This window comes from Chitinophaga arvensicola (assembly GCF_900110835.1).
Lineage (GTDB): Bacteria > Bacteroidota > Bacteroidia > Chitinophagales > Chitinophagaceae > Chitinophaga > Chitinophaga arvensicola.
This window is the reverse complement of record NZ_FOJG01000001.1, coordinates 355,053-380,724: the sequence shown is the minus strand read 5'-3', so window position 1 is coordinate 380,724 and position 25,672 is coordinate 355,053. Positions and strand designations below refer to the sequence as shown.

Here is a 25,672-nt window from a genome sequence, read left to right as displayed (position 1 = left end):
GTGTAGTTGTAAGAAAAAAGGAAAATCAATCCTTTAACTATTCACCGCCAGTAGCTGCAGGAATTCATCTTCCGACAGGATCTTGATGGTATTGATCTTCTTGGCTTTTTCCAGTTTACTGCCGGCATCGTCGCCAACTACCAGGTAGTTGAGTTTGCTGCTCACCCCACTCACAATTTTACCACCTTCTTTTTCTACCATTTCTTCTGCATCACTGCGTTTCAGTTTATGCAAAGTACCGGTGAATAAAAACGTTTGTCCGTTCAGGTTACCTGACGCTTCGGAAGTGGATCTTTTTGTATTTTCCATGTTGATGCCCAGCGCAGCCAGTTTATTCAACATCTCGATGTTGTCGTTGTTGGCGAAGAACAGGCGGATAGAGCCTGCTACTTTTGGTCCGATATCTTCCAGCGCCAGGATCTGTTCTTCTGTCCAGTTCTGCAGGTCCATGATATGATGTACGGCGTTGGCCAGGGTTTTGGCGGTGGTTTCACCTACATACCGGATCCCTAATCCGAAGATCAGGCGGTGCAGCGGCTGCGTTTTGGATTGCTCAATCGCTGCCTGCAGATTGGTCAGTGATTTTTTACCAAAGCCTTCGAGCGCGCCTATCTTTTCGAAATCCAGCTCATAAATGCCGGGTATATCTTTTAGCAGTCCTAATAAAAAGAACTTGCGCACATTGCTTTCACCAAAGCTTTTGATGTCCATGGCATCCTTGCTCACGAAGTGGATCATCCTTTCCACTACCTGTGCTTCGCAGTTGATGTTGGTACAACGCCATACGCTTTCGCCTTCCGGTTTTACCAGTTTATCGTGGCACACCGGGCAGTTTGTGGGGAACACGATGTCTGTTTCGCTGCCATCGCGCAGATCGGCGACCGATTTCACGATGTAGGGGATCACATCTCCTGCTCTTTCTACCAGTACGGTATCGCCCAGTTTCAGGTCTTTTTCTTTGATCACTTCTTCGTTGAAAAGAGAGATAGAGCCTACGGTTACGCCACCAATAGGCACCGGGTCAATCTTTGCTACTGGCGTGATAGAGCCGGTACGGCCCACCTGGAACTCTACGCTGCGGAGTTTACTGGTAGCCTGCCGGGCTTTAAATTTATAGGCGATGGCCCAGCGTGGATGGTGGGTGGTCATACCCAGCCGGTCCTGCAGGTCGTAGTCATTTACCTTGATCACCATGCCGTCAATTTCGTAGGGAAGGTTATCACGTTCCGTTTCGAATTGCAGTACATAGTCAATTACTTTGTCGATGCCCTTCACCACTTTCTTCTCTTTCGCCGGACTGCGGAAACCCAGCGTAGATAACAGGTCCAGCGTACCGCTATGCGTTTTGAGCGCATCAGGTTCGGTTTGTCCCCGGTTCATGTTGTGGTAGCTCATGTGATACAGAAAGGCTTCGAGTCCGCGTTTGGCTACCTCATTGGGATCTACCATCCGCAGCGAGCCGGAGGCAGCGTTACGCGGATTGGCCAGTGGTGGCTGGTTGTCAGCAATGCGTTTATCGTTGAAAGCTTTGAAGGTGTTTTTATTGATCAGCACTTCTCCGCGTATTTCTATCTGGTGAATACCATATTTGGAAAAGCTGGCAGACAGCGGGATGGAGCGGATCTGTTTGATGTTGGTGGTAATATCTTCTCCTGCAACGCCATCGCCACGGGTGGCGCCGCGCGACAGGCGATCATCTTCATATATCAGTGAAATGCTGGCGCCATCGAACTTCGGTTCGATGCAGTATTCTATTTCAGGGAGACCTGTACTCTCACGTGCCTTCCGGTCCCAATCGAGCAGGTCGTCTGCATTGTAGGAATTTTCCAGGCTGAGCATGGGTACCAGGTGCGGTACGGTGATAAATTCTTTGGTAAGTCCCTGTGCCACGCGCTGGGTAGGGGAGTCGGCCGTAATCAGCTCCGGGTGCTCTCCTTCCAGTTTTTTCAGCCAGGCAAACAACTGGTCGTATTCATAGTCACTGATTACCGGTTCACTTTGTACGTAGTAGCGCCAGTCATTATAGCTGATAACGCGACGAAGGGCATCCAGGGTTTCATCAATGGATTGCAGCAGTTGCTGCTGCTGTAAGTGACTGAGCAGATCTTTTGCCAGCTGCGTCAGGGTTATTTCTATCTCCTTTGTGTACATAATTGATATAACTGAACCGTAAATTTAAACTTATCTTTCAGGTTAGGGATATCTGTTCAAAAAAATCCGGGCACTTTTGTTTTAAATGTGACATTTTTTTCTTTCATTTGGATATAGTTCCGCGCGTTATCGAATAACTGAGTTTATCTGTAATTCCACGTCTTTATGATGTCTATGTACACCAAGAACATCAACACGCACCTTGTTGAAATAAAGGATTATTTCAACGTGGCCATTTCGGTAGACTGTGTCATTTTCGGCTTCAATAATGATGAGCTGAAAGTTTTACTGATAGAGTCTGATCTCAAAGAATACAAAGGGAAGTGGTCTTTGCTGGGCGACATTGTGCGGCCGGACGAGGAATTAGACGAAGCCGCCTACCGGGTACTGAAAGCCCGTACCGGCCTGGAAAACGTGTACATGGAACAGGTGCAGACTTTTGGTGCGGTTGAGCGTCATCCCGCCGGGAGGGTCATCACCGTGGCTTATTATTCCCTCGTGAATATTGAGCATGTGGAATTGAAGATGAGTAACAATGAACTGCACTGGCATAGCGTGAAAGACCTGCACGATATGGCGTTTGACCATAAACAGATCCTGGATACCTGTCATGAGCGGTTGAAACAGCAGGTACTGGTACAGCCCATCGGCTTTAATCTCTTGCCCCGTAAGTTTTCCCTTCGCGAACTGCAGAATCTTTATGAAGCTATTCTTGATATGGAACTGGACCGTCGCAACTTCCGGAAGAAGTTTTTATCGATGGATCTGCTGATGGATTTGAATGAAGAAGAAGAAGATGTACCACATCGCCCTGCGAAGCTCTACAAATTTAATTTCGACAAATATGACCAGCGGAAGAAGCGTTACCTCGGTATTGGCTTCTAATCGCGCAGGTATGGTACTTTTTTAGCCCTCACTTTCCGGTAATTCCTCATTTTGGTTAATTTTAATGTGGCGAAAATCCTTTGCTATAAAGGATTTGAGACCTGCATCCTTTGCAAAAAATTTGCAGGGTTAATTTTCTATCGAAATGGAAAAAAAGTTTTGTTTTTAACAAAACTTTAAGTAAGATTGTGTAAGATATACACATCCTAAGAAGCAGACATTTTATCAGAAGTAAAACCAAAATTTAACTATTCGCCAGAAGTGTTTTCGTTTTGTTTATCGTATGTAGAAAAATTCCATTTAATAAGATTGAAAGACTATAAATCATTATCACTAGTTTGATTTTATAGTTCCACGTTATGAAACATAAGACTGCTAAGCATTACTGCCTTGTGTCTTTATTTTACGCTTTCCCTTGTGCAGACTTGTACAAGGGAAAGTTGTTTTAGGGAAATACTAACCTAATTCCCGATCAGTTAAAAAATTTGCAACAAGATCAGGAAGCTGTTCAATCAATTCTAATTCTGTTTAAACCCGCGCTATGCCAGCATTTCAGCTGCATTTTCCGTAACTTGCATTCTTCGCTGGTTCCCTGCAGGAAGCAGGTGGCCATGGTCAAAAATCCGGTAATTGATATGTCTTATACACCACAACATAAGGTTCGCATTGTAACTGCAGCAGCTTTATTCGACGGTCATGATGCGGCCATCAATATTATGCGGCGCATTATGCAGGCAAAGGGAGCCGAAGTCATTCACCTGGGGCATAACCGCTCCGCAGCAGAAATTGTAGACTGTGCCATCCAGGAAGACGCGCAGGGAATAGCGGTTACTTCTTACCAGGGAGGACACGTAGAGTTCTTCAAATACATGTACGACCTGCTGCAGCAGAAAGGCTGCGGTCACATCAAGATCTTCGGTGGTGGTGGTGGTACCATCCTGCCGGTGGAAATAGCGGAGCTGCATGCATATGGCATTGCACGTCTTTACTCGCCCGATGATGGTCGGCAGATGGGATTGGAAGGCATGATTGAAGACCTGATCAATCAATGTGATATTGCCATCAAGCCGCTGACCAGCGGCAGCAACGTGGAAGACATCCCGCAATTACAGGCAGATAAGAATCCGAAAATTATTGCCAGGGCCATCAGCCTGGCAGAAAACGATATGCCGGTGGCCTTGCTCAACGGGCAAAAAGCCAGAACCGCCGTTACCGTAGATGATACAGCGGGCGCACACATCACCCACACCACCGCCGATGCAGATAAATCGCCGGTATTGGGTATCACCGGCACCGGTGGCGCCGGTAAAAGCAGTGTTACCGATGAACTGGTACGCCGCTACCTCAATCATACCTCCGATAAAACCGTTGCCGTTATCTCCGTGGATCCGTCCAAGAAGAAAACCGGCGGCGCTTTACTGGGCGACAGGATCAGGATGAACTCCATCCATCACCCCCGCGCCTACATGCGCTCCCTGGCTACCCGCGAAAGTGATAAAGCTATCAGCGAACATATCCAGGAAGCCATCGATATCTGCAAACTCGCTGCATATGATTTTATCATCCTGGAAACATCCGGTATAGGCCAGAGCGACACTGCCATCACCGATTACTGTGATGTATCGCTTTATGTGATGACACCGGAATACGGCGCGGCCTCCCAGCTGGAGAAAATCAACATGCTGGATTATGCAGATGTAATTGCCATTAATAAATTCGATAAGGCCGGCGCACTCGATGCTTTGCACGATGTACGTAAACAATACAAGCGGAATCACAACCTCTGGAATGCGAAAGAGGAAGAATTACCGGTGGTAGGTTCTATCGCTTCCCAGTTCAACGATGCAGGCATCAACCTGCTTTTTGAAAAAGTGATGGAGAAAGTAGAAGAAAAAACCGGCGCCAGCTTTGGTCCCATGGCGCATGAAACCATCAAGTCTACCTCTACCAAATCTCAGATCATTCCTCCTGCCCGTGTGCGCTACCTCGCTGAAATCACCGAAGCCATTGGTGATTACAGCAAATGGGTAGATGAACAATGCAAACTGGCTACACAGTTATATCAAATAGAAGGCGTAATGGCATTGCAACCGGCAACCGCCGCTGCACTGGCCGATATTAAAGCACACCTGGAAAAATCACTGCATCCTGAATGCAAAAAACTTGTGGAAGAATGGCCGGCACTGGTAAAGAAATATACCGCCGACTTCTACGAATTCCAGGTTCGTGATAAAGTGATCAAACTGCCGCTGTTCAGCGAAAGTCTGAGCCATAGCCGCATACCCAAAGTATCGTTGCCGAAATACAAAGACTGGGGCGATATTCTCCGTTGGCAGCTTACGGAAAACCTGCCCGGTGAGTTTCCATATGCTGCGGGTGTATTCCCACTAAAACGCGAAGGTGAGGATCCAACCCGTATGTTCGCCGGCGAAGGCGGACCGGAAAGAACCAATAAACGTTTTCACTATGTATCGCTCGATCAGCCGGCAAAGCGCTTGTCTACTGCATTCGACAGCGTTACGCTATACGGTGAAGACCCGGCAGTAAGACCGGATATTTACGGTAAAGTAGGTAACTCAGGTGTAAGCATCGCCACCGTGGATGATGCAAAGAAATTATACAGCGGTTTTGATCTCTGTGATCCAAAAACTTCCGTATCAATGACCATCAATGGCCCGGCGCCTATACTGCTGGCGTTTTTTATGAATGCCGCCATTGATCAGCAATGTGAAAAATATATCAAAGAGCAGGGACTGACTGAAAAAGTACAGGCCCTCATCAAGAATAAATTCAAAGACCATCCGCTGCCACACTACGCCGGCGACCTGCCCGCAGGTAACGATGGTCTGGGTTTACAGCTGTTGGGTATTTCGGGAGAAGAAGTACTGGACAGGGAGGTGTATGAGAAAATCAAAGCACATGCCCTCAGCACGGTACGTGGTACAGTACAGGCAGATATCCTGAAGGAAGACCAGGCACAGAACACCTGCATCTTCTCTACAGAATTTGCATTGAAACTGATGGGCGATGTGCAGGAATATTTCATCACGCAGAAAGTCCGCAACTTCTACTCTGTCAGCATCTCCGGTTATCATATCGCAGAAGCAGGCGCCAATCCTATTACGCAGCTGGCGTTCACGCTGGCCAACGGTTTTACCTATGTGGAGTATTACCTGAGTCGCGGTATGAACATTGATGACTTTGCGCCTAATCTCTCGTTCTTTTTCAGCAATGGAATGGATCCTGAATATGCGGTGATTGGCCGCGTAGCCCGTCGTATCTGGGCGAAGGCGATCAAATACAAGTACAAAGGAAATGATCGTTCACAAAAACTGAAATATCATATCCAGACTTCCGGGCGTAGTCTGCACGCACAGGAAATTGATTTCAACGATATCCGTACCACGCTACAGGCGTTGTATGCGATCTACGATAACTGTAACTCTTTACATACAAACGCATACGACGAAGCCATTACCACGCCTACAGAAGAAAGTGTTAGAAGGGCCATGGCCATACAGTTGATCATTAACCGTGAACTGGGTACCGCTAAAAACGAAAATCCGGTACAGGGCGCCTTCTTTATCGAAGAACTGACAGACCTGGTGGAAGAAGCCGTACTCACAGAGTTTAACCGCATCACCGAGCGTGGTGGCGTGTTAGGCGCTATGGAAAGAATGTATCAGCGTAACAAAATCCAGGAAGAAAGCCTGTATTATGAATCGCTGAAACATACCGGTGAATTCCCGATAGTAGGCGTTAATACTTTCCTGAATAAGAATGGTTCACCCACCATTATCCCGGCAGAGGTGATCCGCTCTACTACCGAAGAAAAAGAGTTCCAGATCCACACCCTGGAGGCTTTCCAGCAACGGCATCAACATAAAAGCGCTACAGCACTGAAACAACTGCAGCAGGTAGCGGTGAGTAACGGGAACCTCTTCGCAGAACTGATGGACACAGTGAAGCATTGCTCACTGGGCCAGATCACACATGCGCTGTATGAAGTAGGCGGACAGTATAGGAGAAATATGTAGTCTTAAAATATCATTCAGGGCGGGTGCCGTGGACTGGGGATAAAGGTGATTAAGCCTTTGGTGACAGGCTATCGGCACCCGCCTTTTTGGCTACTCTGCAAGGGAAAAGGAGGATGTTTGATAAATCGATTGAGCAAATCCACAAAACTTTTCTATTTTAGGGTTTCCTAAATTCAAAAAACGTTATGGTTGCAAGGAGAGATTTTCTTAAGAACAGCGCCCTGGTAGCAGGCGTTGTTGGGCTTGGACTGCCCAAAACAGTATTCGGCTGGAATGGGTATACCTCCCAGAGACCGCCCCTGGCAAAGCGGAAGTTCACCAGCGATGCAGTGGAAAAGACAATTGTGAAAGTGAAATCTCAGATCGCCGACACCAAACTGGGTTGGCTGTTTGAAAACTGCTTCCCTAATACACTTGATACAACCGTTAATTTTAAGAAAGTAGATGGCAGACCCGATACGTTTGTTATCACCGGAGATATCAACGCCATGTGGTTGCGTGATTCCTCTGCGCAGGTTTGGCCGTATCTGCCCCTGGTAAAGGATGATGCGAAGCTGAAAGAAATGGTGGTTGGGGTGATCAATCGACAGACCAGCTGTATCCTCATCGATCCATATGCCAACGCCTTCAACGAAGGGCCTACCGGCAGCGAATGGGATAAAGATCTGACTACCATGAAACCGGAGTTGCACGAGCGCAAATGGGAAATCGATTCCCTTTGCTACCCGGTACGTTTGTCTTACAATTACTGGAAGATCAGCGGCGACAACACCCCGTTTGATGCCCGTTACAAACAGGCGGCCCAGTTGATTGTGAAAACATTTAAAGAGCAGCAGCGTAAAGATGGTCATGGCCCATATAAATTTCAACGTAACTCGCCGATCCAGTCAGACACGGTAGCGAATGGCGGTTGGGGTAATCCTATCTCCCCGGTTGGACTGATCGTTTCTATTTTCCGTCCTTCCGACGATGCTACGGTATTTCCTTTCCTGATTCCTTCCAATATGTTTGCCGTAGTATCCCTGCGCCAGCTGGCGGAAATCAGTGAAACTATTTATAAAGACACCGCCTTTGCCCATGAGTGTATGGCGCTGGCAGATGAGGTAGATCGCGCCATCAAAGCCTACGCTATTGTGGAGCATCCAAAGCTGGGCATGATGTATGGTTTTGAAGTGGATGGTTTCGGCAATCGCCTGTTCCTCGACGACACCAATGTACCAAGCCTGTTGTCTATCCCTTACCTGGGATACACCGGTATCGATGATCCATTGTACCAGGCTTCCCGCCATTTTGTATGGAGTAATTTCCAACCCTGGTTTTACAGGGGCAAATACGGTGATGGCGTAGGTAGTCCGCATACCGGCAACGATTATATCTGGCCGATGAGCATCATCATGCGGGCATTGACCAGTCATGATAAAGAGGAAATTGCTTCCTGTATTAAAACATTGCGCAATACAGATGGGGAGACCGGCTTTATTCATGAGTCCTATCATAAAGATGATCCGTCTAAATACACCCGTCCATGGTTTGCATGGGTGAATACCTTGTTCGGTGAACTGATCCTGAAGGTAAGTCAGGAGTACCCTGATCTGCTGAAAAGACAATACGCGTAAGCAATCCGAAATTTTACTACCAGGGATTTTGTGATTTATGTTCAATATATTGTGAACATACATCATGAAATCCCTGATTTTTTTAGCTATAAACATCACCAGATAAATGACGCCAGCAAATACTTACCAGCAACGCATCGGACAATTCCAGGAAGCAATAAGGAAGGAGAAACGGTTAACATCCAGCCTGTCGTGGGCCCGGTTGATCAGTTTCTTTGCCATCGTTACCGGTATTGTGTTTTTCATCAGAAGCGGCTGGCAATTGCCCTGGCTGGCGTTGATAGTAGCAGGTATCGTGGCATTTGGCGCTTTACTGATGGCGTATTCAAAAGCGTTACAGAAATTACAGCTCTTTAAAGCCATGCTGGAGTTGAATGAGAAAGAATTGTTACTGGTTACCACCGGGCAGGCGGCTTTTTGGGATGGTAATGAATTTGTGGATGACCGGCACAACTACAGCAGCGATCTGGATGTTTTCGGCCCCTCTTCTATATTTCAACATATTAACCGCACGGGTACCTTATCCGGCAGACATAAGCTGGCAGGGGCGTTGCGCAATCCAATGGAACAGATAACGGAGATTCTGGCTACACAGGAGGCGTTACAGGTACTTACCCCGGAGCTGGAGTTCCGGCAGCTATTGACCGCCAATGCCACACTGGCAAAGGAGGAAGAAAGCGATCGCCGGGAAATCACAGCCTGGCTGGATATGCCCTTTCATTTTCTGCATCGCCGGTTTATAAACATAATAGTGTATCTCAGCCCGTTGCTGGTGGTAGGTGCCATTGTGCTGAATGTGCTCACCGGGCACTATTATCCGCTGATTATTATGATTATGCTGAACTGGGTGTTACTGGGTGTGAGTCAGAAAGAGATCATGGCACAATATGGATTGATTTCGCATAAGGAACGCATACTGGATAAGTTCTCCGTTCTTTTACATCTGATAAAAAGTGGCGCCTTCAAAAAGTCTAAGCTGTTGCAGGAGCAACAGGATATTGCCAAAGAAGCAGATGTGGCATTAAAGCACTTATCAAAGATCAGCGGTGCATTTGACCAGCGGCTGAATGTGCTGGTAGGTGTGGCATTGAACTCGGTGATATTGTATGATCTGCATTGTATCCTGCGCCTGGAGCGCTGGAAGAAGGAGCATAAACAACGTATCAATGGATGGTTTGAGGTGGTTTCCCAGCTGGAAGTCTGGAATAGCCTGGCTACTTTCGCCTTTAATCATCCGGAGTTTTCATGGCCGGAACCGCAGGGGGAAGGCAAGATCCTTGAAGCCACTGCATTGGGGCATCCGTTAATCCCGGCGGCGGAATGCGTGAGGAATGATGGCTCCGCCGGCCGTAACGACAGTTTCCTGATCATCACAGGGTCCAATATGTCGGGTAAGAGTACCTTCCTGCGTAGTGTAGGCGCCAACCTGCTGCTGGCAACGTGTGGAGCGCCGGTATGCGCAAGCAGGTTTATATTTAGTCCTATGCGCATCATGACATCCATGCGCATTAAGGATTCCATTGCCAGCCATACTTCTTACTTTCAGGCGGAGCTACTCCGTTTACAGCATATTATCCGGGAATTGAAAACCGGTACCCGGGTATTTATTTTGTTAGATGAAATTCTGAAAGGTACCAACTCAGAAGATAAGCTCTCGGGCTCCCGCAGCCTGATAGAGCATTTCCTGCAATATAACTGTCTGGGTATGATCGCTACACACGACCTGGAACTTGGTCAGCTGGAAGAAGCACATCCCGGAAAGATCCGCAATTACTGCTTTGAAAGCACGATCCAGGATAATCACCTGTTCTTTGATTACAGCATCCGGGAAGGTATTGCCCGGAATAAAAATGCCACCTTCCTCATGAAACAAATGGAAATTATTTAAATCCTAAATATTTTAGTATTTTTACTAAAATATTTAGTCTATGACTTTGCCATTCCAGGAAGGCCAACCGGAAGACCCGTACTACAAAGGGCGTGGAGCACAGATCAATCCTAAAAACAAGTACCTGACCGACGAGTACGCGCAGGAACATGCCGAAGGTATTGATGAATGGTGGCAGGCGGATGTACCGACCCAGGTGTTTGAAGAACATGCTAAAACGCTCGTGAACAAGGTGGATAGCCCGGATGTAGGGATGTGGTTTTCCATGAACCCTTACCAGGGCTGTGAGCATGGCTGTATTTATTGCTACGCCCGTAACTCGCATCAATACTGGGGGCTTAGTGCCGGTCTTGATTTTGAAAGAAAGATTATTGTAAAGCATAATGCCCCGGAATTGCTCCGTAAGTTCCTGGACAACAAGAACTGGGTACCCAAGCCGATTTCCCTTTCCGGGAATACGGACTGCTATCAGCCGGTAGAGCGTAAGATGTGGCTCACCCGACAGTTGCTGGAAGTGGCGTTGGAATACAAACAGCCGGTGGGCATCATCACCAAGAACTCACTGGTACTCAGGGACCGTTACCTGTTACAGCAGCTGGCGCAGGAGAACCTGGTTTGTGTGTACCTGTCGGTGACCACCCTGCAGGAAGACCTGCGGCAGAAAATGGAGCCCCGCACAGCCACCGCTGCGCAACGGCTAAAGGTGGTAAAGGAACTGAGCGAACTCGGTATACCCGTTGGAGTTATGACAGCCCCGATTATTCCGGGACTGAACGACCACGAAATCCCCCGCCTGCTGGAGGCTGCAGCGGCCAATGGGGCAAAGTATGCGGGGTATACGGTGGTAAGGCTCAACGATGCCGTAAAGATCATTTTCAACGACTGGCTGTATAAAAACTTCCCCGACCGGGCGGATAAAGTGTGGCACCACGTGGAAAGTATGCATGGGGGAAAAGTCAATGATAGTGAATGGGGGCGCCGGATGAGGGGAGATGGTAACATCGCGGACCTTATCAAGCAGCAGTTTAAGATTCACACGAAAAAGAATGGCTTGAACCTGGAGCGTTTCGAATTCAATACCGATGCGTTCCGGCGGCCCAATGCCCAGTTAAGTCTGTTTTAAAAACCAGGATATTTAGTTGCAGTTTAAACTAATTGTTAAGTCTACGAAAAAAGTAGGGTGTTTTTTTGTGTAATAAAAAAAATAAAAATTACCTTTGCTTCAAGAATAAAATAAACTGTGCAACTTATATCAACATACGAGATTTCAGCGATGGCCTGCCAACAAAAGCAGGTCAAGGCCAGAATGCGGGCGTGTTGCACCGATTGTTAACGATAGTAAAGTTATCAAACGATATAAACAAAAGTCCCGCACTAAGTAAAGTGTGGGACTTTTTGCTTTTGAAGCAGTAGTGAAATGACGACATTGAAAGAATTTCAAGCGATAACTGTAATGCAAAAAAAATACACCTCGCGGTGTAAATGGGATGGCTTTGCCTTAAAAAAGCCATACGGACAAGGTATGCGGTAATGTGAGATAACCCCTCTACATTATTTCTCCCGGTCCGTAAATACGGCCGGGTTTTTTTGTGGCCAAATCCGGCATAAAAATGGCAAACAAAATATTTATTCAATGATGTTATGCGCTAACCCGTTTGATTAGCAAAAAGTAAAGTGCATAATCCCAAAAACGTTAGATGATGAGAAACGTTATTCAAGTAGTAAGAGAGGCCTTACTCACCAATTTCAGGGAGTTGGATCAGTGGTTTGAAAAAGAACCGGCATTACTGGACTTCAAACCAGACCGCGATCAATGGAGTATACGGGAAGTATTGGAGCATATTACGCTCACCAATTATTTTCTCCTCCTGATCATTAACAAAAGTACCCGCCGTGCGCTGGAACGTAAGAAAACTGGCCATACTGTGGTACTCCCTGCGGATTATGCCAATAAGTTAGAACAGATAGATGTCATAGGCAGTAAGTCCTTTGGCTGGGTAAGACCCGAGCACATGGAGCCTACCGGACTTAAAAATATGCAGGAAGTGAAAGCCCTCCTGAAACAACAGTATGCACAGTGTATGTATAACCTGTCTTTACTGAAAAACGGAGAAGGAGTGCTGGTATTTACCAACATGTCTGTTAATCAATTAGGTAAGCTGGATATATACCAATACATCTATTTCCTCACCAAACACATCGAACGGCATATCCGTCAGATGCAACGGCTTCGTAAGGAGTACGAAGAAAGTGCGGTGTTAATATAACTTGGTCGACCACCACCATCTGTTTTTGTTAATCCTGATGATTACTACAGCCGGAAGTCTTAACACTTCCGGCTTTTTTATTGCCCTTAGACAAGAATAGTTCCGTTGTTGGAGTGATATCTTGAAACCCTTTGCCAGCAATAGATACAGCCGACAACGGCAAGTAATAAAAAATGACGTTCAAGAAAGCATAAAGAAAATAATTGAAAATATTTTGTTAAAAATTTGCATATTCAAAATATATCCTGTTATCTTTGCATCGTTAAAATTGATAATAAAGAAAACTTATAAACATGAAACGCATTTATCTAAATATGGACAGCACAGCACCTTGCTCAGAGCAAGGCAGTGGCGGGTTCCGGGCGTTTTATGATTACAGGTAGATTTAAAATATTTGTAAATATAACAGAAGCCCGGGTCCTTGGATCCGGGCTTTTTTGTTATCGATTTTTGTGAGAATGAATTTACCGGCAATGACAGAAAGGGTTGAAACCCGCCACAGTAAATGGTTTAGTGATAGCATTAATTCAATTAATGCTAAACGGACGAGGTATGTCTTAACGTAGTATATGCGTTAACGTTATAGAACCCGGTCCGTTTTTAACAGACCGGGTTTTTTTGTGCGGTAGAACAAAAAGATGATTTGAGGAGGTACATAAAAAACAGGCAGGCGGAGTAATCCTGCTCCGCTTTCATCTCCTTTTTAAGATATTTTTTTCGTCTCTGTTTGCATTTTAACCCCAACCATCAGGTTATCAGAAGGATAACCTGTAATTTACCCCTTGATAAATATGATTTACCCAGGGCCGGCCTGGCCCTGGTAAATCTTTATCACGATTGGGCAATCACATAAAAGAGATTCAGAAACATGAAGCATATCGTTCATAACAACATAGATATCACAGATGGTGAGCATTTTGATCCGAAGGGGGTGTATACCATTAATTTTAATGCCATTCCCGATATCAATAATATTTATGAAGTAGACGGCGATAAAGCCGCCGCTGCTTTTTCTAAAAAGTACGCAGATGTCATTGTGCACACACATCGATATACAGATTATGACAACAAGAAAAAGAAGTATAAACATAATCAGACATTGATGGTGCTGAACAATAATTGTGTAGTCGCATTCTGGCAATCCTGGTGCGAAATCCTGCACAATGGTTCTATTCCTGATTTTGTAACGGAGGTAACGGACATGGTTACACGTTATAAGGAAAAGCAGCGCAGAGAACCACATGAAATTAACCTGATCACCAGTGGACGCAAAGGGCTGGAACTGAAGAGCCTGGAAATAAAGCGTACCAAGCTGGATATCGGAATGTTTTATGAAGATGATTTTAAAGAGATAGACAAAGTAATACAGCAAAGGCTGAAGAAGGATAAAGACAAAGGTATTGTGTTGCTGCATGGACTTCCGGGTACCGGCAAAACTACTTATCTGCGTTACCTGATCGGCCGGATCAAAAAGCGTGTACTGTTTGTATCGCCGGATCTGGCCAATAACATTATGAATCCGGAATTCATGGAGTTGCTGATAGATAATCCCAATTGCGTGGTAATTATCGAAGATGCAGAAAACGTGATCATGGATCGTAAGTTTTCAGGTAACTCTTCTGTATCCAACCTCTTGAATTTGTCGGATGGTTTGCTGGCAGATTGCCTGAATATTCAACTGGTATGCTCCTTCAACAGCGACCTGTCTGCCATTGATAGTGCATTGTTACGTAAAGGAAGACTGATAGCGAAGTATGAGTTCAAACGCCTGGCTGTAGCCAAAGCGCAGCAACTATCAAAACACATGGGTTTTGATACGGTGATCAATAAAGCAATGACGATAGCAGAAATCGCCAATCAACATGAACCATCTTTTGAAACGAAGCAGCATGTGATCGGATTCAGGAGAGAAGTGATGGAAGAAATTGCGTAAACATTATTTATTAGCCCTAAAAATTAACAACATGAAAAAAAATCAATTGTCCATATACAACCGTACAGTAAACAGTTTCCACCCACCCGTGGAAGCCATTAAGCGAATGAATAATAACTGGTTATGGACAATCAGATATCCGACATTGAAAATTATATCGCCGCCTCAGGAATGAGAACAGCCAGGCGGAGAAAGCGCGATGCACGCAAGCAATACGACAAGCAATTGTTGCAGCTGGATAGAGAGAGAAACGAACTATGGGATGCCTGGTACAAAAGAGGATATGTAGTGATGGATCCCCCGGTGATGATAGGTTACAAGCGCTATTTTGTGTTACGCGACGATGTAGCAAGGGGCAAACATGGCGCTTTTTTCCAGGAGTTGCTCAACAAGATCAATACATACGATTACAGCCACCGAAAAGACTTTAAAGTAAAAAAGCGATCCCATGGAAGGAAGAAATATGTATTGAGGGAACAGCACCTGTTACAACCATCGGCAGATCATTTGAAGAAGCTCAAACTCACAGACAAAGAGATCAATTGCTTTGTGGAGAGAATCCGGTATGTTAAGAACTCCATACAGCCCATAAAGGAATTTGTAGTAAAGGAACCCTGGAGATTTGTGTTGCAGATAAGACCCAATATGATTACCAGGAAACGGATCGTATTGCCGGAAGTATCCTCAGCTATTGATCAGTTGCAAAATTACCTGGACCGGAATCAGTTGCAGCACCGGATCTCGTGGCTTACCAGGAGTAAATCTGCCGGCCGCAGAAGATGGGAGTTGGCCGATAAAAAGAAAGATCAGATAAAAAAATATACCCTCCTGCAGATATTGCAGGAAGAATGGTATGAATAAAAATTAACCCTGTATGTCAAATTTAAAAATCAATGGTAAAACCTTATTGAAAATTGGTTACCCCCAAAGTCCTGTTTTTCGTATAGCGATGAATGTTGTAGAACAGCATTATAGTCATTATACAGAAGAAGAAGTAATTGAATTGTTAACCAAAGTGCTGGCAGATCCTGCCGCATATGCTGATAACGCTATATTGGGTGAAATCGCTGCAGGGTTGTTGCAACCTGCTGTACCGGACGTTATTGCGTTGCGTGAAACGCCGGTGCCTTACGCAATTTATGGTGAATCCTATATCGATCCGGGTGCAGTGCGGCAGTTGAATAACGCTGTTCGTTTACCCGTGGCCGTATCAGGTGCTTTGATGCCGGATGCACACCAGGGATATGGATTGCCGATAGGTGGCGTATTAGCCGCTGATAACGCCGTGATCCCTTACGGGGTTGGTGTGGATATCGGTTGCCGTATGTGTTTGAGCATCCTGGATTTGCCTGTACAATCTTTGCTGATCAATGAAACTTCCTATACACAACAACTGATGAAGTTTACCAAATTCGGCGCCGGTGCGGAGTGGAAGAAAAGAGAAGCAGATCCGGTACTGGAAAGAAGTGAGTTTAAAGACATCAGGTTTGTAAAAAATCTGTTTGATAAAGCCGCCGGACAATTAGGTACTTCCGGTTCCGGTAACCATTTTGTGGAATGGGGGATTGCAACGATTACCGACCCCGGTAATGAATGGCAGCTGCCCGCAGGAAGCTATGTGGCCTTGTTATCGCATTCTGGTTCCCGTGGACTCGGCGCTCAGATAGCCGGGCATTATACCCAGCTGGCAAAGGAATTGTGCGTATTGCCGGATCACGCAAAACACCTGGCCTATCTGGATCTGAATAGTGAAGCAGGGCAGGAGTACTGGCTGGCAATGAACCTGGCTGGTGACTATGCGTCTGCCTGTCATCACCTGATCCACAAACGCCTGATTGAAGCAAGTGGCGCTGCATTACTGGCGAGAGTGGAGAACCACCATAATTTTGCGTGGAAAGAAATACACCAGGGTAAAGAAGTGATTGTACACCGGAAAGGTGCTACACCTGCCGGTAAAGGTGTGTTAGGGGTGATTCCCGGATCTATGACCGCGCCTGGATTTATTGTGCGTGGAAAAGGGGAAACGGATAGTTTGCAATCGGCTTCACATGGAGCCGGCCGACTGATGTCCCGTACACAGGCAAAAGCTGCTATCACTACACAAACATTGAAGCAGCAGCTGGAGGAACACGGTGTAACCCTGATAGGTGGCGGACTGGATGAAGCGCCCGGCGCTTACAAGAATATTGATACGGTAATGGCTGCCCAGACAAACCTGGTAGAAGTAATCGGTCAGTTCCTGCCTAAAGTAGTAAGAATGGCGGATGGAGGGCCACCGGAAGACTAAATAAAAACATATGCAATGTGGCGAAGGCGGAAAACGGGCGAAAGCTCTTTTTCGCCTTTCGTTTTTATTAGTCTATCAAAATAGTAGGATAATTAAATTTTATTACTTATCATTGTGGTAATTTACCACCACCAAGTTTTTGTTAATGATACCTATACATGGGCTGGCACCGTGTATTAGCCTATGTCTACTATTTGGATTTCCGGATTTAAAATTATATCAAGTGCATTTAAACTACCTGGCATTGGCAGTTCCTTTTTTCCTGACTTTTATCGGGTTAGAATACCTGGTGGCACGAAAAAACGGGAAGACTTATTTCAAGTTTAATGATTCTATTACCAACCTGAGTGTGGGTATCGCTGAGCGCTTACTGGATATGTTTACAGTGGGTATTTTTTACTTCGTATACGACTATTTGTACCGGCATTTCGCCATTTTTGATATTAAATCGAGTGTATTGCTATGGGTGGCATTATTGATCTGTACAGATTTTATCTGGTATTGGTATCATCGCCTGGCGCATGAAGTGACGGTGTTCTGGTGTGCGCATGTGGTGCATCATCAGAGTGAGGAGTTTAATTACACGGTTTCGGCCCGTATTACAGTGTTCCAGGCGTTTATCCGTACAGGTTTCTGGGCCATCTTGCCGGTGATAGGTTTTCCGCCGGCCATGATTACCAGTATGCTGCTGGTACATGGGTTGTATCCATTTTTTATTCACACGCGCACCATTGGTAAACTGGGAATACTGGAATATATATTGGTCACTCCTTCGCATCACCGCGTACACCACGCCAGCAATCCGCAATATCTCGATAAGAATTACGGAGATGTTTTTATTATATGGGATAAGTTGTTTGGCACTTTTGTTAAGGAGGAAGAAGAGCCGGTATACGGTTTGACCAAGCCTTTGGAGAGTAACAGTTTTCTGTGGCAGCATTTTCATTTTATTCTGGAGATGTTGTATTCTGCCCGGCAGGCTAAAGGTTGGCGGAATAAGCTGCGTGTTGTTTTCGGAAAGCCCGACAATGTAGATCCGGAAGCGCGTAAGATTCTTGAAGATAAATTCCTGCTGCGTAATCCCCATGCAACGGAAACGCCTAAGTTGTTTAACTATGTGTTATGGCAGATTGTAGCTACGTTGATGGTGTTATTTTCTTTCCTGTTGCTGGAGCATTATGTGCCTGTGTTCATACAAGTATGTGTCACTTTGCTGATCCTGCTGACGCTGATTAACTGCGGAGCCATTATGGAGCAGAAGAACTGGGTATTTTACCTGGAATATGCACGATACCTGGTGCTGTGTGTGGCGGGTTACTATTGCTGGCCCCATCCGGCCTTGCCATGCGCGGCTGCCTTGATTATGATCACCGCATTTTACTTCCAGTCTCACCTGAAGGAGCATTACCTGCGCCTGGTGTATGGTTACTACCGTTCATAGCAATACTGTTCCTGCCTGAAAGCTGGTTTCGGGCAGGGCGGGCGGACATTCACAAGTAACTGATAGCGGGATTATTGCCTGGGGACTTGTGATTTAAGGATTTTCCGGGCGAAGTGTATTCTGCTTTTGATGGTTCCTAACGGTTCTTTCAACATGTTTGCAATCTCAAAATATTTGTACCCCTCATAGTAGAGCATAAACGGCTTTTTGAAGATATTGGGCAGGTGATATACTGCCACGTGAATATCTTTCATCTGTAAGTTAGAGGCCGCTTTATTGCTGACTATATTCTGCTGATGGTTTATAAAAAACTCGCTTGCGCTGGGTTCTGCGACAGTGCGATGTTTCAGCTTTTTCCGGTAGTGATTGATAAAGATGTTTCGCATGATGGTGAACAGCCAGGCGCGGATGTTAGTGCCTTCCAGGTATTTTTCCTGGTTGGACAGGGCTCTGAAAAGGGTTTCCTGGTAAAGATCTTTTGCCTGCTCGGCATCTTTGGTGAGGGTAAAAGCGAAGGGTTTCAGGAAATCAGCGTTTCCAATAAGCAAGGTGTTAAATTCAACAGACGACATAATGTTTAAGTTTTGCCTTAACTAATTTAAACAAAAAAAGGGGTAAAAGATGTTTCCTAAGGATGCCAGGGGGCGGTTAATACATGAATTTTTTTAGTTATTGAATTGATTTTCAATCAATTTATCTTCTTCCAATACTTAGATCGGTAAAACAGGTGGTAGTTTAAGTAGTGAAATAGAATTTTCTGAACAGGTAAATACAGGCGACTCTCTTAATAAATTAACGTAAAAGAGGGGGAAATGGATTTCTCTATTTGCATTAATAATATTTATTTATTATAAGCAACTTAAAGTTAGAAAGAATCGGATAACTGGAAACAAATTTGCATTAGACAAACCATTCACAAAAAAGCATGTTTAAACCTTCATCAGATAGCTCGTAAGGATTTCAGGTTAAAAGTGTTAGGATTTCGGGTGAAACTAACATTTATATGTTATTTTTAATAGATTTGCACCTTATTTGGCAAAGTCTGTCAGATTTTGCCCTTAGAATTGTTTTCCAAAAGGTATTCGAGAAAGTTTTAGATCCTATTATACATGTTAAGAAAATTACTGCTGGTCCAACTGTTCCTGTTTATAGGTTTGTGTGTGATGGCACAAGTACCGTCTTTTTCAAAAGATCAGGCGTCCCAGGTTAAAGTAGAGAATCTTACAGATGATCAGATAAGGCGCTTTGTATCTGAGATGAAAAAGAATAACATGTCTATGGATGACATCGATACTTACGCGCAGCAGAAAGGAGTGCCGGATACGGAGGTAATAAAATTAAAAGAGCGGATTCAACTTCTTGGGCTTGACAAAGAATTAAGCCGTAAACAGCGACAGGATAGTAAGGAAGAGGACCAACTAGGCACCCGAAAGATAGACACACCGCTGGAATCCTTGAACACTGATGAAAAAGTATCAGGCGACATCAGGAAAAGAGCTAACAGAGTTTTCGGGTCAGAGCTTTTTTCCAATAGGAACCTTACTTTTGAGCCTAATCTCAGAATGCCAACCCCGCCAAACTACAGGCTAGCAGCAGATGATGAAGTACTTATAGATGTGTATGGCTATTCAGAAGTGCAGCATCGCCTTAAAGTAACGCCTGATGGATTTATCCGTATTCCCAACCTTGGTCCTGTTTATGTAAGCGGGCTTACGATAGAAGAAGCCCGGATTCGTGTTACGAAACAATTATCCAGTATTTATGGTGGGATAAAAAACGGGAATACCTCAGTGCAGTTAACTCTTGGAACAATACGTAGTATCCGCGTACTGATGATAGGAGAAATTGAAAAACCGGGATCATACACAATCCCTTCACTAGCCTCAGTAGCCAATGCGCTTTATGTTTCCGGAGGTCCAAATGAAAATGGATCATTCCGTAGTATCCAGGTAATTCGTAATGGTCAGTCTGTAGCAACTTTCGATTTATATGACTTTCTCGCTAATGGAGATCTTTCCAATAATATAATACTTCAGGATCAGGACATCGTAAAAGTTAACCCTTATAAAACCAGGGTAGAGTTATCTGGTGAAGTGAAACGACCTGCCATATTTGAGGCGAAGGATAATGAAACATTGCAGCAAATTATAGACTATGCAGGTGGATATACAGATAACTCGTTCAAAAATAATATACGCGCGTACAGAATTAACAATAAGGAGCGGGAATTGGTAAATATTCCATATGACCAGGTTGCTTCATTCAAAATGAAGTCTGGCGACCAGTTTTTTATCGATTCAATTCTGAACAGATTCAGTAACAGGGTGGCTATCACAGGGGCTGTTTTCCATCCCGGGAACTATGCGTTGGAAAGTGGTATGACCATAGCCGACCTTATTAAAAGGGCAGATGGTGTAAAAGAGCAGGCAGCTTTGGCAAGGGGATTAATCCGCAGGTATAAAGAAGACTTTACTCCTATACTGATTAATTTTAATGTGCAGGACGTTTTAACTGGAAAAACTACGGTGCCCTTGTTGAAAGAAGACAGCGTTATCATCTATTCAAAACTGGAACTAAAGGAAGCTTACGAAGTTAGAATAGGCGGTCAGGTTAACACTCCAGGTTATTTTCCATATGCAGACAGTATGCACCTGGAAGATCTTATACTCCTGGCAGGTGGGTTAAAATATGCAGCTTCCGTAAACAGGGTGGAAGTTTCCCGCAGGATAAGGAATAATACATATGACCCGAAAGACAGCACAAAATCGATCATAGAACAATTTGATATTAATGCCGATCTCAGTAGTAATCCACAGATAAAGTCATTTACACTTCAACCATTTGATGAGGTACTGGTTCGACGCGCGCCGAGTTATTCAACGCAGGCAAATGTTCAGATCACAGGAGAGGTAGTATACCCGGGTGATTATACAATCGTTAACAGATCTGAAAGAATTTCAGACCTTGTAAAGCGTACAGGTGGTTTACGGCCGGAAGCATATCCTGAAGGTGCTGTATTAATAAGAAAAACGTATGTTAATGAGGCGGATAGCGCCTTAATGGCAAATAAGCTCGAAGTTTTTTACAATAAGTTACAGGATAGTACGGACATTAATAAGGTGAAGACTGCGGTAGGTAGGTATGAGCAGTTGCTTGGCATTAAGCTGGATCAGATTATGAAAGCACCTGGATCCAAGTATGACTTATTACTGGAAGAAGGTGATGTGATCAAAGTTCCAAAGCTATTACAGACTGTACAGTTGTATGGCGAAGTATATTTCCCTAAAAAAGTCAGGTTTGACAAAAAATACAGGTTCCGGGATTACATAACTGGAGCAGGTGGTTTCACCTCGCAGGCACTGAAGAGGAGAAGCTATATTATTTATGCCAACGGAGAAGTAAAAAATACAAGGAAGGTTTTCTTTTTTAATTCTTACCCTAAAGTAAGACCAGGATCGGAAATTTATGTACCTACGAAAAAGGAACATAGGGGACTGACAGGAGGGGGAAGCTATTGGCCTGGCCAGTGGTTTGGCATCTGTAGCATTAATTATTGTTACCATATTGAATACTGTTAAATAAGTATTATATAACCTAAAGCGCACAAAGGCTTCTTGCATGGAAGAAAATATTAATAGCCTAAAAGATGTCAATGACGATATTTCATTGAAGATAATCCTAAAGAATTCGGTAGGATTTACTAAATATCTCCTGAGTAAGTGGAAGGTGATTTTTCTATTGGGTTTTTTAGGAGCAGGTATTGGTTTGGGATTGGCATTTATTATAAAGACAAAATACAAAGCGGAATTAACTTTTGTCCTTGAGGAAAGTAACTCCGGATCGCTTGGCTCTTATTTAGGTCTTGCCAGCCAACTTGGTTTTGACTTTGGAAGTGGTAATTCAAGTGGCATTTTTCAGGGAGATAACATCATGGAGTTTTTAAAGTCCAGGTTAATTATTCAAAAATCACTGTTATCTGAAATTAATATTGAAGGTAAGAGAATGACACAGGTGGAATGGTACATAGAGTTTAACAAGTTGAGGGATGGTTGGAAAAAGAAAGCAGAATTACAGAATATACATTTTCCATTGAATTTAGACCGGTCAAAATTTACGTTACAACAAGATAGTATTCTGGATGTTGTTTTTCGTAAGATAACCGATAATAATCTGAAAATAGAGCGACCAGATAAAAAGCTCAATTTTATCCTGGTAAAATGTTTATCCAAAGATGAAGTGTTCTCTAAAGTATTTGTAGAGCGTTTGGTGAACGAAGCTGTTTCCTTTTATATTGATACAAAAACCAAGCGGATAAAGGGTAACGTAGATCGTTTACAACTGCAGGCAGACTCTATAGAGTTACTGTTAAATCGTAAAACGAGAGCGGCAGCTGTAGTGCAGGATTTAAATTTCAATGCGGCCAGGCAACAAGCAAATGTTGCCACAGAACTGGCTTCAAGGGATAAGTTGATTCTTCAGACCATGTATACGGAAGTAGTTAAAAACCTTGAATTGAGCAAAATTACTATGGCGCAGGAAACACCCGTAATACAAATTGTGGATAAACCTATTTTACCCCTTCCCCAGGATAAGCTTGGCAAACTAAAAGGATTGATTTTAGGAGGGATTATAGGAGGTTTTCTGGCCATAGGGGCATTACTCACAGGTAAATTATATAAGTTCATTCTAAGCTAAGATTGTAAATAAGTACTACATTTTTTAATAGTAAAGGGTTTCATACATTATGTTAGATCTGAATAACAAAAGCATATTTATCACCGGGGGAACGGGCTCCTTTGGTAAAGCATTTACTAAAATTATTTTGGAGCGTTGGCCGCAGATTAAGCGCCTTGTCATTTATTCAAGAGATGAACAGAAGCAGTTCCAGATGGCGATGGAGTACCCGGAGTCTAAATATCCGCAGATCAGATTTTTTATCGGCGATGTACGTGATTATGACAGGTTACGCAGAGCTTTAAAAGGGATAGATTATGTTATTCACGCTGCAGCAATGAAACATGTGCCCATTGCGGAATACAATCCGAGTGAATGTATAAAAACTAATATTATAGGTGCTGAAAATGTAATCAACGCTTGCCTGGAAACCGGTGTACAAAAGGTAGTTGCGTTGTCAACAGATAAAGCTGCCGCACCTATAAACTTGTATGGTGCTACCAAACTGGCTTCAGATAAATTATTTGTAGCTGCCAACAATATCAAAGGTACAAACCCAATCAATTTTTCTGTAGTAAGATATGGAAACGTAATGGGCTCAAACGGGTCTGTTATTCCTTTCTTTTTGAACAAAAGAAAGGAAGGCATATTGCCGATTACCGATGCAACAATGACACGTTTCAATATCACACTTTCTGAAGGTGTGGAAATGGTGTTACATGCACTGGATTCTGCATGGGGAGGAGAAATTTTTGTTCCGAAGATAGCCTCTTATAAAATTACAGACGTAGCAACAGCGATAGGACCGGATTGTGAGCACAGAGTTGTCGGAATTCGCCCGGGAGAGAAAATTCATGAAGAAATGATAACTTCTTCAGATTCATTCTCTACTTATGATCTTGGACCTTACTATGCAATTCTGCCCCAGAATCTCAATTTCAAATTAAAGGATTTTGTGGAACAATTGAATGCCAAACCCGTACCCCAGGGATTCAGGTATAATTCCGGTGAAAATGACCAGTGGGTTTCCGTTGACGAAATCCGTCAGTTAATTAAAGATCATGTTGATCCAACTTTTACTTTTTAATAGCAGAAAATGAATGTAATACCGTATGGCAGGCAGGATATCACGCAAGAAGATATAGACGCTGTAGTATCCGTTTTAAAATCTGACTATCTTACACAAGGACCAAATATCAAGGAATTCGAAGACGCTTTTGCATCATACATAGGTGCAAAATATGCTGTAGCAGTATCCAATGGTACCGCCGCTTTACATCTGGCCGCTATGGCAGTGGATGTGCAGCCGGGAGATAAGGTAATAACCACACCAATTACTTTTGCTGCCTCCGCTAACTGTATCAAATACTGCGGCGGTGATGTTGTTTTTGCAGATATTGATCCAGATACCTTTCTCCTCGATATCGATAAGGTAAGGGTATTACTTGAAACCTCCCCCAAAGGTACCTATAAAGGCATTGTGCCTGTTGATTTCGCAGGCTACCCCGCAAACATGGAGGCTTTCAGGAAACTGGCCGATGAATATAATCTATGGATTATAGAGGATGCATGTCATGCCCCCGGTGCCTGGTTTACTGATACGAAAGGAGTTAAACAGAATTGTGGAAACGGTGTATACTCGGATCTCGCAATCTACTCATTTCACCCGGTTAAACACATTGCTGCGGGAGAAGGAGGAATGATAACGACAAATAACGAAGAGTTATATAAAAAGTTATTGGCGTTGAGAACTCATGGCATTACTAAAACTCCAACTGAGTTCATCAATCCACTCTCTGTTGCTGCAGGAGTAACAGGATTGGAAGAAGGTACCTTTCCGGGTTGGTATATGGAAATGCAATCACTGGGCTATAATTACCGGCTTACAGATTTCCAGGCAGCTCTTGGTTTAAGCCAGCTGAAGAGAGCGGATGCCGGTCTAAAGCGTAGACTGGAAATAGCAAAAACTTACGACGAAGCATTTATAGATAACAGCAAAATAAAGGTACAAGGCTTACAACTGGAAGCAGGCGACTTTGAACATGCGTATCATCTGTACATAATTAAAGTTGCAGACAGGCTTGGGCTGTACAATTATTTGCGGACCAAAAACATATTTGCACAAGTTCACTACTTTCCAACACACCTGATGCCATATTATCAGCAATTCGGCTGGAAGCAGGGAGACTTTCCAATGGCAGAGGCATATTACAGTGAATGCTTAAGTTTGCCGATGTATCCAACACTGGATCATGCGCAACAGCAATTTGTCATTGATCAGATCAATGAATTTCTCAATCTTTAAATATGGAAAGGTAGTTAACGTTAAACAGTGTTAATCTGCTTTGAAAAAATTGTATATTATTAGCTACGTTTGATAATTAAAGCTATTTTTAAGGAAACTGTTCAAGTTGAGTTTTCCTGAAAAATAGCTTTAATAATTTATTGATAAAACCCTATTCGAGAGCAAAAAGCGAGCAGCACGATATCCTG

The 25,672-nt window shown here is 44.0% G+C and carries 16 protein-coding genes; 14 read left to right on the top strand and 2 right to left on the bottom strand.

Annotated elements, in window-relative coordinates:
• Nucleotides 1-33 precede the first annotated feature (33 nt).
• Entirely contained in the window at nucleotides 34-2,151 is a 2,118-nt protein-coding gene (gene ligA, locus BMW79_RS01610) for an NAD-dependent DNA ligase LigA (protein ID WP_089889661.1), read from the bottom strand.
• 165 nt (nucleotides 2,152-2,316) lie between these two features.
• Between ligA and BMW79_RS01605 the strand changes: the two genes are divergently transcribed.
• The 10 genes from BMW79_RS01605 to BMW79_RS01560 all read left to right on the top strand — a co-directional run bounded on the left by BMW79_RS01605 (nucleotide 2,317) and on the right by BMW79_RS01560 (nucleotide 18,505).
• The gene (locus tag BMW79_RS01605) at nucleotides 2,317-3,036 is read left to right on the top strand and encodes an NUDIX hydrolase (RefSeq protein WP_089889658.1); all 720 of its coding nucleotides are present in this window, start codon (nucleotides 2,317-2,319) and stop codon (nucleotides 3,034-3,036) included.
• Nucleotides 3,037-3,671: 635 nt separating this feature from the next.
• Nucleotides 3,672-7,073: a methylmalonyl-CoA mutase family protein gene (locus BMW79_RS01600; RefSeq protein ID WP_089889655.1), complete on the top strand. Its 3,402-nt coding sequence runs from the start codon at nucleotides 3,672-3,674 to the stop codon at nucleotides 7,071-7,073.
• Between the two features lie 185 nt (nucleotides 7,074-7,258).
• A complete protein-coding gene (locus tag BMW79_RS01595) occupies nucleotides 7,259-8,689 on the top strand; it encodes a glycoside hydrolase family 125 protein (protein WP_089889653.1) in 1,431 nt (476 codons plus the stop codon).
• 106 nt (nucleotides 8,690-8,795) lie between these two features.
• A complete protein-coding gene (locus BMW79_RS01590) occupies nucleotides 8,796-10,577 on the top strand; it encodes a MutS-related protein (protein ID WP_089889650.1) in 1,782 nt (593 codons plus the stop codon).
• A gap of 40 nt (nucleotides 10,578-10,617) precedes the next feature.
• Nucleotides 10,618-11,700: a PA0069 family radical SAM protein gene (locus BMW79_RS01585; protein WP_089889648.1), complete on the top strand. Its 1,083-nt coding sequence runs from the start codon at nucleotides 10,618-10,620 to the stop codon at nucleotides 11,698-11,700.
• 577 nt (nucleotides 11,701-12,277) lie between these two features.
• Nucleotides 12,278-12,844: a DinB family protein gene (locus BMW79_RS01580; protein ID WP_218150268.1), complete on the top strand. Its 567-nt coding sequence runs from the start codon at nucleotides 12,278-12,280 to the stop codon at nucleotides 12,842-12,844.
• Between the two features lie 868 nt (nucleotides 12,845-13,712).
• Nucleotides 13,713-14,777 (top strand): AAA family ATPase, encoded by a 1,065-nt coding sequence (locus tag BMW79_RS01575; protein WP_089889642.1) that lies wholly within the window; start codon nucleotides 13,713-13,715, stop codon nucleotides 14,775-14,777.
• A gap of 123 nt (nucleotides 14,778-14,900) precedes the next feature.
• Nucleotides 14,901-15,638, top strand: coding sequence for a hypothetical protein (locus BMW79_RS01570; RefSeq protein WP_089889641.1), 738 nt, complete (start codon nucleotides 14,901-14,903; stop codon nucleotides 15,636-15,638).
• A 13-nt stretch (nucleotides 15,639-15,651) separates the two neighbouring features.
• Nucleotides 15,652-17,064: an RtcB family protein gene (locus BMW79_RS01565; protein WP_089889638.1), complete on the top strand. Its 1,413-nt coding sequence runs from the start codon at nucleotides 15,652-15,654 to the stop codon at nucleotides 17,062-17,064.
• Between the two features lie 223 nt (nucleotides 17,065-17,287).
• On the top strand, nucleotides 17,288-18,505 hold the full coding sequence (locus BMW79_RS01560; protein WP_089889636.1) for a sterol desaturase family protein: 1,218 nt from the start codon (nucleotides 17,288-17,290) through the stop codon (nucleotides 18,503-18,505).
• 71 nt (nucleotides 18,506-18,576) lie between these two features.
• Here BMW79_RS01560 and BMW79_RS01555 read toward each other — a convergent pair whose 3' ends face one another.
• Entirely contained in the window at nucleotides 18,577-19,077 is a 501-nt protein-coding gene (locus BMW79_RS01555; RefSeq protein WP_089889635.1) for an RNA polymerase sigma factor, read from the bottom strand.
• Nucleotides 19,078-19,614: 537 nt separating this feature from the next.
• Between BMW79_RS01555 and BMW79_RS01550 the strand changes: the two genes are divergently transcribed.
• From BMW79_RS01550 to pseC, 4 genes are read left to right on the top strand one after another with little or no spacing between them, the layout of a single operon-like run.
• Nucleotides 19,615-22,083, top strand: coding sequence for an SLBB domain-containing protein (locus tag BMW79_RS01550; protein ID WP_089889633.1), 2,469 nt, complete (start codon nucleotides 19,615-19,617; stop codon nucleotides 22,081-22,083).
• Between the two features lie 40 nt (nucleotides 22,084-22,123).
• Nucleotides 22,124-23,200 carry a hypothetical protein gene (locus BMW79_RS01545; protein WP_089889631.1) on the top strand — a complete coding sequence of 359 codons (1,077 nt, stop codon included), beginning with the start codon at nucleotides 22,124-22,126 and terminating at the stop codon, nucleotides 23,198-23,200.
• A 49-nt stretch (nucleotides 23,201-23,249) separates the two neighbouring features.
• On the top strand, nucleotides 23,250-24,266 hold the full coding sequence (pseB, locus tag BMW79_RS01540; protein WP_089889628.1) for a UDP-N-acetylglucosamine 4,6-dehydratase (inverting): 1,017 nt from the start codon (nucleotides 23,250-23,252) through the stop codon (nucleotides 24,264-24,266).
• A 9-nt stretch (nucleotides 24,267-24,275) separates the two neighbouring features.
• Nucleotides 24,276-25,484 (top strand): UDP-4-amino-4,6-dideoxy-N-acetyl-beta-L-altrosamine transaminase, encoded by a 1,209-nt coding sequence (pseC, locus tag BMW79_RS01535; protein WP_089889626.1) that lies wholly within the window; start codon nucleotides 24,276-24,278, stop codon nucleotides 25,482-25,484.
• Nucleotides 25,485-25,672: the final 188 nt, after the last annotated feature.